At 73.3% G+C, this 12688-nt stretch carries 12 protein-coding genes; 4 read left to right on the forward strand and 8 right to left on the reverse strand.

All coding sequences use genetic code 11. From position 1 onward, the window contains the following. Window positions 1-119: 119 nt before the first annotated feature. Complete coding sequence (locus tag ACE1OA_RS31535) at window positions 120-1376, forward strand: DUF2254 family protein (protein WP_432753752.1); 1257 nt, start codon at window positions 120-122, stop codon at window positions 1374-1376. Window positions 1377-1436: 60 nt separating this feature from the next. On the opposite strand, the gene ACE1OA_RS31540 is transcribed toward ACE1OA_RS31535, so the two are convergent. Together ACE1OA_RS31540 and ACE1OA_RS31545 are read right to left on the reverse strand one after the other, a co-directional pair. After that, window positions 1437-2762, reverse strand: a complete 1326-nt coding sequence (locus ACE1OA_RS31540; protein WP_432753753.1) for a hypothetical protein — start codon at window positions 2760-2762, stop codon at window positions 1437-1439. 132 nt (window positions 2763-2894) lie between these two features. Further along, the gene (locus ACE1OA_RS31545; protein WP_432753754.1) at window positions 2895-3440 is read right to left on the reverse strand and encodes an EF-hand domain-containing protein; all 546 of its coding nucleotides are present in this window, start codon (window positions 3438-3440) and stop codon (window positions 2895-2897) included. Between the two features lie 295 nt (window positions 3441-3735). Here ACE1OA_RS31545 and ACE1OA_RS31550 point away from each other — a divergent pair, with 295 nt between their 5' ends. Together ACE1OA_RS31550 and ACE1OA_RS31555 are read left to right on the forward strand one after the other, a co-directional pair. Further along, a complete protein-coding gene (locus ACE1OA_RS31550; RefSeq protein ID WP_356609280.1) occupies window positions 3736-4557 on the forward strand; it encodes a maleylpyruvate isomerase family mycothiol-dependent enzyme in 822 nt (273 codons plus the stop codon). Between the two features lie 117 nt (window positions 4558-4674). Next, window positions 4675-4974: a DUF1876 domain-containing protein gene (locus ACE1OA_RS31555; RefSeq protein WP_432753755.1), complete on the forward strand. Its 300-nt coding sequence runs from the start codon at window positions 4675-4677 to the stop codon at window positions 4972-4974. 70 nt (window positions 4975-5044) lie between these two features. Here the strand turns inward: ACE1OA_RS31555 and ACE1OA_RS31560 are convergent, their stop codons facing one another. From ACE1OA_RS31560 to ACE1OA_RS31580, 5 genes are all read right to left on the reverse strand, one after another. Continuing rightward, window positions 5045-5770 (reverse strand): CBS domain-containing protein, encoded by a 726-nt coding sequence (locus ACE1OA_RS31560; protein ID WP_432753756.1) that lies wholly within the window; start codon window positions 5768-5770, stop codon window positions 5045-5047. Window positions 5771-6216: 446 nt separating this feature from the next. Next, window positions 6217-7458, reverse strand: coding sequence for a glycoside hydrolase family 64 protein (locus ACE1OA_RS31565; RefSeq protein ID WP_356609286.1), 1242 nt, complete (start codon window positions 7456-7458; stop codon window positions 6217-6219). Window positions 7459-7865: 407 nt separating this feature from the next. Next, window positions 7866-8444 carry a 3'-5' exonuclease gene (locus ACE1OA_RS31570; protein WP_356609288.1) on the reverse strand — a complete coding sequence of 193 codons (579 nt, stop codon included), beginning with the start codon at window positions 8442-8444 and terminating at the stop codon, window positions 7866-7868. A 94-nt stretch (window positions 8445-8538) separates the two neighbouring features. Next, window positions 8539-9204 (reverse strand): GntR family transcriptional regulator, encoded by a 666-nt coding sequence (locus tag ACE1OA_RS31575; RefSeq protein WP_356609290.1) that lies wholly within the window; start codon window positions 9202-9204, stop codon window positions 8539-8541. Between the two features lie 75 nt (window positions 9205-9279). Then, window positions 9280-10608, reverse strand: coding sequence for a CaiB/BaiF CoA transferase family protein (locus ACE1OA_RS31580; protein ID WP_432753757.1), 1329 nt, complete (start codon window positions 10606-10608; stop codon window positions 9280-9282). A 135-nt stretch (window positions 10609-10743) separates the two neighbouring features. On the opposite strand from ACE1OA_RS31580, the gene ACE1OA_RS31585 reads away from it, so the two are divergent. Further along, window positions 10744-11937 carry an acyl-CoA dehydrogenase family protein gene (locus tag ACE1OA_RS31585; RefSeq protein WP_356609294.1) on the forward strand — a complete coding sequence of 398 codons (1194 nt, stop codon included), beginning with the start codon at window positions 10744-10746 and terminating at the stop codon, window positions 11935-11937. Between the two features lie 99 nt (window positions 11938-12036). Here the strand turns inward: ACE1OA_RS31585 and ACE1OA_RS31590 are convergent, their stop codons facing one another. Continuing rightward, window positions 12037-12540, reverse strand: coding sequence for an FBP domain-containing protein (locus ACE1OA_RS31590; RefSeq protein ID WP_356609296.1), 504 nt, complete (start codon window positions 12538-12540; stop codon window positions 12037-12039). Window positions 12541-12688 lie beyond the last annotated feature (148 nt).

A 12688-nucleotide genomic window follows, 5' to 3' on the forward strand; every position in this document is an offset into this window, starting at 1 on the left:
GGCCCGAGTGGACTCCGAACGGCTGATCCGTGCCCGTTTCGGACGCTCAATGCTCCCCGCCGCTCCCTCGGTGTGATGGGCTCGCGGCTCCGTCCTGCGCGCGAGAAGAGGGGCCCGCGGTGGTCGACTATCCCGGTGCGCGGCGGTCGCACGGCCTGTTCCACCCGCCGCGCCGCGCGATGCGCAGAGACCTCTCGCAGTTGGTGTGCGCCCTGGTCGGCTTCGGTCTGGGGCTCCTCGTGGCCCAGGTGGAGGCCGGGCCGCAGGTGGCGGCGGACGGCGTGGGGAGCATGCTGTTCACCTTCGGCTTCGGCGTCATCAGTCTGGTCAGCATCATCTACTCGGTGCTCTTCCTCGTCGTGCAGTTCTCGGCCAGCACCTTCACCCCGCGCCTCGGTCTCTTCCGGGACGATCCGATCGTCTGGCGGACGTTCGCCTTCGCGGTCGGGGTCTTCGTCTTCTGCGTCACCACGGGGCTCGCCGCCATCGGCCAGGAGGACGTCTCGGTCGTCCTCCCCGCCGCCGCGGTGCTCCTTTCCCTGCTGGCGCTCTGGTTCATGCGCACGCTCCAGGCGCGGGCCTTCACCTCGATCCAGCTCGCGCCGTCGCTCGCGGCGATCGCGGAGCACGCCCATCACGTGATGGACGTGCTGTACACGAGGCCGTACGCGACCGGAGGGGCCGAAACGACCGGAACCGCCGTGGAGACCGGCGAGCGGCAGGGGGAAGCCGCGCCCCTGTGGTGGACCGGACCGGGCGCGGTGCTCCAGCAGATCGACGTGCCGCGGCTGGTCGAGGCCGCGCGCCGGGCGGACGCCGTCGTCGTCCTGTACGCCGGGATCGGCGACACCCTGGGCCGCGGGCGGCCCGTGGGCGAGATCCGGGGCCGTGACCTCCCCGAGGCGGCGGTGCGCCGCGCGCTCCTCACCGGCGTGGAGCGCACCCTCGGCCAGGACCCGGAGCTGCCGTTCCGGCTGCTCGCCGACATCGCGCTTCGGGCGCTCTCGGCGGCCGTCAACGACCCCGCGACGGCCGTGCAGACCCTCGACCACGTGGAGGAGCTGCTGATCCGGCTCGCCGACCGCGACCTGGCGATCGGGCACGTCACGGATCCGCAGGGCGGCGTCCGCCTGATCGTGCCCGTCCCGGACTGGGAGCGGTACGTGCGGACCGCCGTGGACGACGTGATCGTCGCGGCGTCCACGGGCGCCCCGATGACCCTGCTGAGGATGCGCGGCCTGCTGACCCGGCTGCTCGACGCCTGCCCCGAGGCTCGCCGCCCCCTGGTCGCCGACCGGCTGGAATGGGTCGAGGAGCTGGGAGCGGAACGCCATCCGCGGCTGTGGACGCCCGGACCCCGGAGCCAGGCCTCCTGAGCGGTGCGGGCGGGGGCCGCGAGGCGTTTCGCGAGCGTTCCGCTGGGCGGGGGAGGCCCGTCAGGCCGTCGGACGGGCCGCCGGTTCCCGCTCGGAGGGCCGGACCTCGTCCGCGTCGTCGAGGAACTCGACGACCGCGAGGAGCCCGAGCGCGCCGAGGGCCAGCCAGAAGGTGACCATCCCCGTCGGGTGGTCCCAGAGGACGAACACGACGGCGGCGAGCACCACGACGCCCCAGTTCAGCCAGTTCTTGTGGCGGTGGACCCAGCCGCCCACGGGGCCGGTCGACAGGCCGGCCGCACCGCGTACCGCCCCGATGCCCGACCGCCACATCTCCCGCGCCCGGACGGCCCGCCGTCCCGGCCCGCTCAGCCAGGCACCGAGGGCGACGATCACGCCCAGCGTGACGACGGTGCGGACACCGGCCCGGAGGAAGCGGATCAGCGCGTCGTAGACGGAGCCGGCGGCCGCGGGGTTGACCGAGGCGGGCAGCGCGTCCAGGTAGAACGTGCGGAACACCGTCAGCCCGATGCCGAGGATGCCCACCGCCACCGCCATGGCGAGCGCGGTGACGACGAGCGCGCGCCTGCGCCGGACGGCGAGCCAGACGCCGCCGGCCGCGAGCAGGACGGCGATGACGGGCAGCCAGACACCCATGACGTCCAGCAGCCGGGCACCGGTCTTCACCTTGCCGACCTGATCGGACGTCATGACCGTGAAGTCGGTGTGCACCTCGGGGATCTTCGAAGCCACCGTCAGGCCGCTGTCGACGAGCCGCTGCTTGACCTGCTCCACGACGGGGGCGAGGTCGATGGTGACCTTGTCCCCCTCCAGCTTCACCGCGCCGTCACCGCTGCCGGTCAGGGCCTTGTCGACCGCCGCGTGGGCGCGCCGGTTCACGTCGGTCCACACCGTGGCGAAGGCGTCGCTCGTCACGAACTTCGACGTGATGGTCTCGACCAGCCCGCGCAGCGCGTCCGTCAGCGGCCCTTCGAGCTTCTTCAGCGCCGCTTCGAGCCGTGGCCGGTCCTCCGGGGCCACCTGGTCGAGGAGGAGGGGGACGTCCACGTGCTCCATGACCACGTTGGTGACACGGTTCGTGATGCCCGCCTGTACGTCGGGGTCGGAGGCGAGGGGCGCCACCGTGGCGACGTAGCGGTCCGTGTCGCCCACGATGTCGTTGGTCCACACGGCGACGACGCTCAGCGGGGCCAGGATGACCGCCAGCACGATGAGGACGGCCGAGAGGGCCGAACGCAGGTGGTGTTTGCGGGCGGGCGCCGCACGCGTCTGCTCCAGAGCCGCGAGGCGGTCGCGCAACTCGGTCAGTTCCGTGCGCTCGGAGGGAGGAAGCGGACCGTTCCCCGTCCCGTCGGCTTGGCTCATACGCGTGTCCCAACGTGTCCCGGGAGTGCCCGGATGCAGTGGAACCAGCTAAAGCCCGCCGCCCCGGCCCCGCCATTCGGCGTGCTGCGGACCGGGGACGCGCGCACGGCCGCCGGTGGAGGGGCCGCGGCCTCAGCGGACGCCGAGGAACAGGCCCCCCGGGGTGTCGAGGTCGTCGTTGTTGATGTGGAACGCGCGCAGTGAGCGGGCTATCTCCCGCTGGGAGATGAACGTGTCGCGGTCCAGGTCCAGTCGGCGGAAGGCGACCGGACCGGCGTCGCAGGAGACGCCCCAGACGGTGAGGTACGCCGCGAACTCGTCGGCGCCGACCCGCTGGTCGCCGTCGGTGTCCAGGATGCGGAAGATCGCCCGGGCGAGCCGCTCCAGGACGTTCGGCCCGTCCGTCTCGTAGTCGGCCGAGCGGTGCGCCGCGACGAACTCGTCCTCCGACAGCCGGTCGCGCCCGGGCTCCGCCCGGGCCAGCAGCCCGAGCCACAGCTCCCAGTACGCCCGCTCCAGGGCCCGGATCCGGGCGTCGTCCGACGCCAGGCCGTACCCGGCCGCGTACCGGTCCACGATGCCGCGGTGGTCGGCCCACGTGACACTGCCGTCCCCGTCGCCGTCCAGTACGGCGAAGAGCCGCCGGAGCCGACGCGAGATCGGATCGGGTCCTGCCATGCTTCCCCTGTCCTTCCGAGAGAGCGCACCGCCTGGCGCGCCGGCGCCCCGTGACGGCCATGTCCCGGGGCGTGTCCGAGCCGTCTTCCCGGCGCGGCTCCGCCAGGCCTCGAAGCCGCCGGCCGAAGGCCCGTCGGCGAGCCTCCGGGGCGAGTCCCCGATGTGCCCGTCGACCTCTGAGACGCACGATCCCTCGTCAAGGTTCATCCGTCTGCCTAGGATCAGGGCGCCGTCAGCGCAGGCACCCCGTTCGGGGCTCCTGCCGGGGCGTGTGACCGGGTGAAGGGGGGAGGCCATGGAGACGGAGCCGACCGCGCAGGGGCAGGGCGTGCTGCCCGCCGGGCTGGGCGAGGCGATACGCGGCACTGCCGAGGACATCGCCGCCGTGCTGCGCGCCGCCGTGGACACGGGGGTGCCCGTGCCGCGGTCCGAGTGGACCGTCGGCGAGGCCGCCGCACACCTCGCCCAGGCCAACGAACTGATGGCCGACATCGCCGCGGGCCGTCCCCGGCCCTACGGCGACGGCACCCCGCCGGGCCTGGCCGCGGCGAACGCGCGGGCCCTCGACGCCTTCCCCGAGCGGGGTGCCGGCCCGCTCGCGGAGATGATCACGGACCAGGCGGCCGCCTTCCTCCGGGCGATCGACGAGCGCGCGCCGGACGACGTCCTGGACACGCCCCTCGGCCCCATGGGCCCGGCGGTCTTCGGCTCGTACCTGCTCACCCACATGCTCGGCCACGGCTACGACCTCGCGCAGGCGCTGCGCCGACCGCACATGATCGACCGCGCCCGGGTCGAACTGACGCTGCCGTTCATGATCACGGCCATGCCCCGGGTCGTCGACCCCGCCGCCGTCGAGGGACTCAGCGCCCGCTTCACCGTCCGCCTGTGGGGCGGTGCCCGCTTCGGTGTCACCGTCGCCGACGACGTCGTGCAGACCACGGCCGGGCCCGCGGAACGCCCGGACTGCACCATCCTCACCGAGCCGGTCGCCTTCCTGCTGCTCGCCCTCGGCCGTTGCGACCCCTGGCGCGCCATCACCGGCGGCCGGGCGCTCAGCTGGGGACGCAAGCCCTGGCTCGGCCCGCGCTTCCCCCTCCTCTTCACCGCGCCATAGGTCCTGTCCTCGGAGCGGCACCGGCCGTCGCCGAGCGCCGGAGCCCGCATGGAGGGATTCTTGAAGGAGAAGGGCTGTGCGGCGGTTCCGCGTGGCCCGAGCGCGAGGAGGCAGACCATGACACGGCACCTCGAGTGGACGGTCGGCCTGGAACTGACCGAGGAGGACGGCAGGACGAAGGCCGAGGCCCGTCTGGACACCGGGACGGCCCGCCTCACCGGCCGCGGCAGTGCCCGCTGCAACCCCTCGGACGTGGACGTCCCGGCGATCGGCGACGAGCTCGCCGCCGGCCGGGCCATGAAGGATCTGGCCGGAAAGCTGATCCGGGAGGCCGACCGCGACATGGAGGCGGTCGGCGCCGGAACGGTGCCCCAGCACACCGGGCCCGGATACGGCTGGCCCGAGGCGGTCTCCTAAGGGCTGTCCGGGCGGCCCGTTCCTGCGGTGGTACGGGCGGGCCCTGAGCCGGGCGCCGGGCCCGCTCCGGTCAGGCGCGCGCCGGGCCGGACCCCGCGAGCGGCCCGTGCCCGGCGCCGTCCTCCGCCGCTTCGGGGGCGGGTCCGGGCGGGTCCACGGCCGTGTCGTCGCCGGCGGCCAGGCCCTGGTCGCGTCCGGGGCCGCGGTCCTCGTCCTCGTAGGTCAGGCGGTCCACGACCTCCACGACCCCGTCCACGCTCTCGCAGAGCCGCACGAAGACCGGGGCCACGCTCCGGCGTTCCAGCGTGCCGCTCAGCGTGACCCGGCCCTCGTCGACGTCGATGTGGATCGACGCGGGTGAGAGGCCGAGGATGCGGGTGACCACGTCCTCCAGGATCTCCTCCTGGATCGCCCGGTCGCGCCGCAGGAACAGCTGGAGCAGGTCACTGCGGCTCAGCACCCCGATGAGCCGGCCGCCGGCGTCCACCACCGGCAGCCGCTTGACCCGGTGCCGCTCCATGAGCCGGGCCGCCTCGATCGCCGTCCACGACGGCCGGGCCACCACGACCGGGCTGGTCATCATCGCCTCGGCCGTGCTGGGACCGTCCTTGGTCGTGTGCCGGCGCAGCAGGTCCGCCTCAGAGACCACACCGACGGGCCGGTCGTCCGCGTCGATGACCGGGACGGCGGTGATCCCGTACTCGTCGAGCAACCGCGCGATCTCCTTGAACGACGTGCCCGGCTGCACGGCCACCGCGGTGGGGGTCATCAGATCGGCCACACTGCGGTTCCTCATGCCCGGTCACGTCCCTTCTCGTCTCCTTTGTCCATGATCCCCCACACGGAGCCCGGACACGCCCCAGGGGGGTGTCCGGGCGCCACGCCGGATCAGGGCGACGAGGCCCGGACAGGACCTAGGGGGCGTCTCGCCGATCTTGCCGGGCTCGCGGTGTCCTGCGACTCCGTCTCCGGCGTTGTCGTCGGTCGGCATGGCTCCGCCATGCCTCTCTCCTCCGCCTTGGATCCGAAGCCCGAGGACACCGCTCACTGATCCGGCCTGATCGGCAGGACACCCCCCTAGGTCCTGTCCGGGCGATCTTCTCGGGCCCGCGACGACGGCTGCGGCACCTCGCGGCGTTGTCGGAGTCGCCCGAGTACGCCCAGTACGAGGGCGATCCTCCGCCTTGCGATGCACCACATCCGACGCCGCGGGCCGGTCCTCGAAGATCGCCCGGACAGGACCTAGTCGAGCGGGTCGAGCGTGACGTACGCCTGCTGGGGGCTGCCGTCGTGCACCAGGGACTCGTGCGCGCCCACGTCGTCGAAGGCGAAGCCGTACGCCTTGCCGTCCGCCATCTGGGCGTGGATCTTGCGGGAGTAGTGGTTCGTCACGGCGTCCTGGTAGAAGCCGGCCGACGAGGTGTCCGGCTGCTGGGGGTTGGTGAGCAGGGTCGAGCGGTTGAAGCCCGCGCACAGCGTGCGCGAGATGGGGCCGCGGACCTGGTCGTTCGGCGCGTCGAGCAGCTTGTAACAACCGAAGACGCTGTCCGAGTCGGGCTTCTGGAAGGAGGTCACGACCGCGCCCGAGCTGTTGGTGAAGTTCATGACGTTGCCCGACACCCGGCCGTAGTACTTCACCGCCGGCTGGTTGGCGAACGGGGTCACGGTCAGCGTCGAGCCGGCGTACTTGCTCCACACCCGGTTGATGTAGTCGTTCATCACGCCCGAGGGCAGCGCTCCGGCCTCGATGCCGTGGCCGGGTGCGAGGGCGCGCAGCACCGTGCCGTCGGACCGGGTCTGGACGAGGCCGGCCCAGCCGCCCGGCTGGCCGCGCAGGGCGTCGAAGAAGCCCCGGTAGCCGCCGGGCTTGAGCCGTCCGGTGCTGGCCACGCTGCCGTCGGGGCGCTTGACGCCGACGGCGTAGGGCACCGAGAACATGTCGACCTGGGTGCTGTTGAGCCACAGACCGGCGTCGTTGAGCGTGTACTCGGACCAGTTGAAGAGGATGTTGCGGTTCGGGTCGCTCGGGTTCTGGACCGCGGGCTGCACGAGGCCGCCGGTCGCGACCTTGAAGACGAGCTTCTGTCCGTAGCTGAAGTAGATCCGGCCGGAGAACTTCGGCAGCCGGATCGTCATGGACTGGCCCCGGGCCGGTCCGGCGATGGAGGCGTCAGGCGCCGGGGACGGGACGGAGCCGCCGGCGGGCCAGGGGTGGAAGGCGCCGTTCGCGTCGGCCCAGCCCTGGCGGCCGGTCGAGAGCTCGGTGCCGAGGTTGTAGACGTAGACCTGGTCGGTGCGCCCGGAGTTGTTGGTGAAGGTGAGCGGGATGGTCGCGGGAACGGCGGCCGCCGCCGCGGCGTCGGCGCGGACGGTGCCGGCCTGGACGTCCGCGGACGGGCCGGCGACGGTGAGCGTGATGCCGGTGACCGCGGCGAGCGACAGCGGGACGAACACCTTGAGCCTGCGCCGGTGGGGGGAGGGCATGGGGGCTCCTCGGGGGTGGGGGATCCGTGCGGGGATGAATGCGGCTCGCCGGAGCACCCCCGTCCGGGAGCGCTCTGAGAGCGCTCTCAGAATGGGGAGGGGGCGATGAACCTGTCAATGGCTGTGACGGTTTCCTCCGCATACGCCGCGGCCGGCGCCCGTCGCGGGCGCGGAGCGCCGGCCCTGCCTCGATGCCGCACGCCGTCAACCGACGCTGTGCACAAGGCTGCTGACGTACCATCAACCAGCTCGCAGAGGCCGCTTCCGTCGCCGACGGCGGGCCGCCACCCGACCCCCGCAGCGCACCGGACGAGCGCTCCGTGAGGCGCCGTCGGCGGCGCGCCGCCAGAGGGTGTCTCGTCGAGCCGGCCGGATCGGGGGACGCCGGGAGCCCGGCAAGGCAACCGCTACGGGGTCACGGCCGGCCAGGCGCCGCGTTCGTGGATCCGCAGGACCAGGGCCGCGATGTTCCAGGCGTCGTCCTCGCCGCTGTGGTGCCTGCCCTCCAGCGGCAGACCGGCGATCCGCAGGGCCTGGGCCATCCCGGGGCGCCGGCCGAGCCCGTACGCCTCGGTGAACACGGCCTTGGCGTTGGTGTGGTGACGCCCGAAGGGGTACTCGGTGCCGGTCGCCCGGCACTGGCGGGTGAACTGGTTCCGGTCGTAGTCGCCCCAACTGGCCCAGGGGAGCGACCCGGTGGCGTGTTCGGCGGCCAGCAGCCGGCAGGCGGCCGCGAAGTCCAGGCCGGTGTCCACCTCGGCCTGCGTGAGCCCGGTCAGTTCCGTGCAGAACGGACTGACCGTCGACCGGGCCGGCCTGACCAGGACGCGGTGGCGCGCGACCCGCACGCCCGCGTCGAGGTCGACGACACTGAGCCCGATCTCGATGATCTCGTTCACCGCGCCGGGCGGTTGCGGGCCGTCCCAGCAGGTCGCCTCGACGTCGACGACGTTCCACAGCCCCAGGGCCGGTCTCTCGTGATCCATGGCCATGAGGCTATGCAGCAGGTGCCCGGCCCGGCATCCGGATTTACGCCGGCGCGGGGCGGCCGCCTCGGTCGCCGGCCGGCCGGGGGCCGGCTCACCTCAGGTCCAGTACCTCCCGCAGCGCCGCCACCGCGTGGGTCCGGTGCTCGTCGAGCCGGCGGACGGCGGTGTCCGCGTCGCCGTCCCGCAAGGCGGCGATGACCGCCCGGTGTTCGCGCACCGCCAGGTCGCGGTGACCGGCCTCGGCGTAGTACAGCGACCGGTAGGCGTCGGTCGAGTCCCAGAGCGTCGCCACGAGCCGGATCAGCCGGGGCATGCCGGACGCCTCGATCAGCGCGAAGTGGAACCGGCGGTTGGCCGCCGCCATCTCCGTGACGTCCCCGGACTCCGCGGCCTCCTCCACCGCGCGCTGGATCTCCTCCACGGCGTCGAGCAGCCCCTCGTCCGCGCGGGCCACGGCACTCCGGACGGCCTCGCCCTCCAGGAGCTCCCGGATGCGGTAGATCTCCTCCAGGTCGGCCAGCGACAACTCGGCCACGAAATAGCCGCGGTGGACGTGGTGCACCACCAGGCCCTCGGCCTCCAGGGACTTCAGGGCCTCACGCAGCGGCACCCTGCTGACGTCGAGCCGGGCCGCGAGCGCGTCCTGGCGGATCTGGTCGCCAGGACGCAGTTCCCCGCTGGTGATGGCGCGCCGCAGCTCCTCCAGGACGAACTGCTGGGCGGTGGGTGGCCGCCGCTTCCCTGCCGCGCTGTTCATCCCCTGTGGCCTCTCACTCGGTCGCCTGCCGCGCGCCCGCGCCGCCGGTCGCGTCCATCTTCCTACGGGGCCTCCCTACGGAGCGCGAGCGGGCAGCCCCAGCTCCCCGAGCAGCGCGGCGGTGTGCTGGCCCAGGCGCGGGGGAGCGGCGGCGTAGACGGGGGGCGTGGCGCTCAGCGCGATCGGATGGGCGACCTGCCCGGGACCCGCGGCCTCGGCCGGGACCGCGGGTTCCAGTCCGAGCCGCTCGGCGAACGCGAAGGCGGCGGCCAGGTCGTTGATCGGCCCGCACGGCACTCCCGCCGGTGTCAGCTCCTCGAACCAGCTGTCGGCGGTGCGCCCGGCGAGCTGGCCCGCCAGCGCCGCGGCGAGCTCCTCGCGATGGGCGACCCGGGCCGTGTTGGTGGCGAAGCGGGCGTCCTCGGCGAGTCCGGCGAGCCCGAGGTGTGCGCACAGCGTCCGGAACTGCCGGTCGTTGCCCACGGCGAGCGCGAGCGGCCGGTCCGCGGCCTCGAACACCTCGTACGGAGCGATGCTCGGGTGCCGGTTGCCCAGGGCGCGGGGGACCACGCCGGTGGCGAGATAGGCCGCGGACTGGTTGCTGAGAGCGGACAGGAGCGAGGTGAGCAGGGAGACCTCCACCCGCTGGCCCTCGCCGGTGCGTTCCCGGTGGCGCAGCGCGGCCAGGATGCCGAGGCCGGCGTGCAGCCCGGTGATGACGTCGACGAGCGCGACGCCCGTCTTGGTGCCGGGACCGCCCGGCTCGCCGGTCACGCTCATGAGGCCGCCCATCGCCTGGACCAGGAGGTCGTAGCCGGGCAGCCGGGCCCCCTCGCCGGCGCCGAAGCCGGTCACCGAGCAGTAGATCAGCCCGGGGTGGGCGGCGCGCAGGTCCTCGTGGCCCAGCCCGAACTTCTCCATGGTCCCCGGACGGAAGTTCTCCACCAATACGTCGGCCCGGGCGACGACGGCCCGGGCCGCCTCCAGGCCGGCCGGGTCGGTGAGGTCGAGGGCGAGAGAGCGCTTGTTGCGGTTCACCCCGAGGAAGTACGTGGCCTCGCCGTCGGCGAAGGGCGGGCCCCAGGCGCGGGTGTCGTCCCCGCTGCCGGGCCGCTCGATCTTGATCACCTCGGCGCCGAGGTCGGCCAGGAGCATCGTCATGTAGGGCCCGGCGAGGACCCGGCCGAAGTCGGCGACGACGATTCCGTCCAGGGCTCCGGGCCGTGGCGCCGCCCCGGCCGCGCCGGTCACCCCCGGATCCGGGTCCGCTCCTGAGCCGGCGGCCGCTCCGTGCTCGTCGGGGACCTCCGCCCGGTCCGGAGCGCGGTCCGTCTCCCGCTCTCCCGGCCTCGCGGTGTCCGGACCTCCGGAGGTCTCGCGCGTCCTCGATTGGTCTGCGTGCATCCCGCTCTCCTCCGCCGGCGATCCGATCCGGGGCGAACGTACGCACCGGTGGGCGGATATTCAATACTGGATCCAAAATACGATCTGCCGCTAGGCTCGGCCCGCCGAGTAGTCGCAACCGCCGGGAGTCCCGCGATGAAGTCCACGAGCGTGCCGAAGTCCTCGCCCGTCCACCCCTTCGACCTGCTGGCCATCGACGGCCTGCTGACCGACGAGGAGCGGGAGATCCGCCGCACCGTGCGGGCCATGGCGGACCGCGAACTGCGCCCGCACGTGGCCGGATGGTTCGAGGAGGGCGCCGTACCGGCCCGCGAACTGGCCCGGAAGCTCGGCGGTGTCGGCGTGCTCGGCATGCACCTGGAGGGCTACGGCTGCGCGGGCACGAACGCCGTCGCGTACGGCCTCGCCTGCCTGGAACTGGAAGCGGTCGACTCCGGACTGCGCAGTCTGGTCTCGGTCCAGGGATCGCTCGCCATGTACGCGATCTGGAAGTACGGCTCCGAGGACCAGAAGCGGCACTGGCTGCCGGGCATGGCGGCGGGTGAGTACATCGGCTGCTTCGGGCTGACCGAACCGGACGCCGGTTCCGACCCGGGCGCCATGCGCACCCACGCCCGGCGCGACGGCGCCGACTGGGTCCTCGACGGCACGAAGATGTGGATCACCAACGGTTCGGTCGCCGACGTCGCCGTCGTGTGGGCCCGTACGGACGAAGGAGTCCGCGGCTTCCTCGTCCCGGCCGGCACTCCCGGCTTCAGCGCCCCCGAGATCAAGCGGAAGCTGTCCCTGCGGGCGAGCGTGACCAGCGAACTCGTCCTGGAGGGCGTGCGCCTCCCGGCCGATGCGATGCTGCCCGAGGCGCGCGGCCTGTCCGGACCGCTCGGCTGTCTCAACGAGGCCCGCTTCGGCATCGTCTTCGGCGCCCTCGGCGCGGCGCGCGACTGTCTGGAGACCGCGATCGCCTACGCCGGCGACCGCGTCGTCTTCGAGCGGTCCCTCGCCTCCTACCAGCTCACGCAGCAGAAGCTCGCCGACATGTCGCTGGAACTGGGCAAGGGCATGCTGCTCGCGCTCCACCTGGGCCGGCTCAAGGACGCGGGCCGCCTCACGCCCGAACAGGTCAGCGTCGGCAAGCTCAACAACGTCCGCGAGGCGATCGCCGTCGCCCGGGAGTGCCGCACGATCCTCGGCGCCAACGGCATCACGCTGGAGTACCCGGTGATGCGGCACGCCAACAACCTGGAGTCGGTCCTCACCTACGAGGGCACGAGCGAAGTGCACTCCCTCGTCGTCGGCAAGGCCCTGACGGGCGAGTCGGCCTTCCGCTGACCCGCGATCCGGTCCGGGCCGACCGACGATCCCCGCCGGGGGCCCGGCCCGCCCGACCCCGGAGGCCGCCAAGGTCCGGGCGGGTCCACGGGCGGACTTCTAGCCCGTCGCCACCTTGTCGACGAAGGCGTTCAGATGGGTCATCGTCCGCTCGATCCGCTCCTCGACGGTGAGGGACTCCTCCTGGCGCCCCGCGCGCAGCCTGGGCTGCCGCTTGCCGCGGATGTAGAGGGAGCAGGCCAGGTCGGCGCAGATGTACGTGCCGACCGTGTTCCCCTCGCGGCCCCGGGAGCCGGCCAGCGGCGCCGCGAGCAGCGTCACGCCGGACGAGGCGTGCCCGGTCAGGCAGATCTGGCAGAGGCTGGACTTCACCGCGCTGGTGCGCCCGGTGGCCGGTACCCGCAGGCTGATCCCGAGCGGGCCGTCCTCGCGCGGGAGCACCAGATGGGCCCGCAGGGGCGCGCCGGGGTCGACCCAGCCGAGGAAGTCCAGGTCCTCCCAGGGGAGTGCGGCGAAGTCGAGCGGAAGCCGGAGCCTGCTCGCCTCGCCCTTCGTGCAGTTGACGAACGACGAGCGGATCTGGCGGTCGGTAAGAGGTTCCACTCGATGCACCGTACACACGGTGCCCGGCGGGGGCACCCGGTTTTCCGGCGACCTCGCCGACGGCGGGCCACCCCGGCTGGGGACCGTGCCCCGGCGGCCCGCCGCACCCGGCCGCGAATCCCCCCGGCCGCGAATCCCCCCCGGCCGA

This window comes from Streptomyces sp. JL2001 (genome assembly GCF_050917515.1).
Classification (GTDB): Bacteria; Actinomycetota; Actinomycetes; order Streptomycetales; family Streptomycetaceae; genus Streptomyces.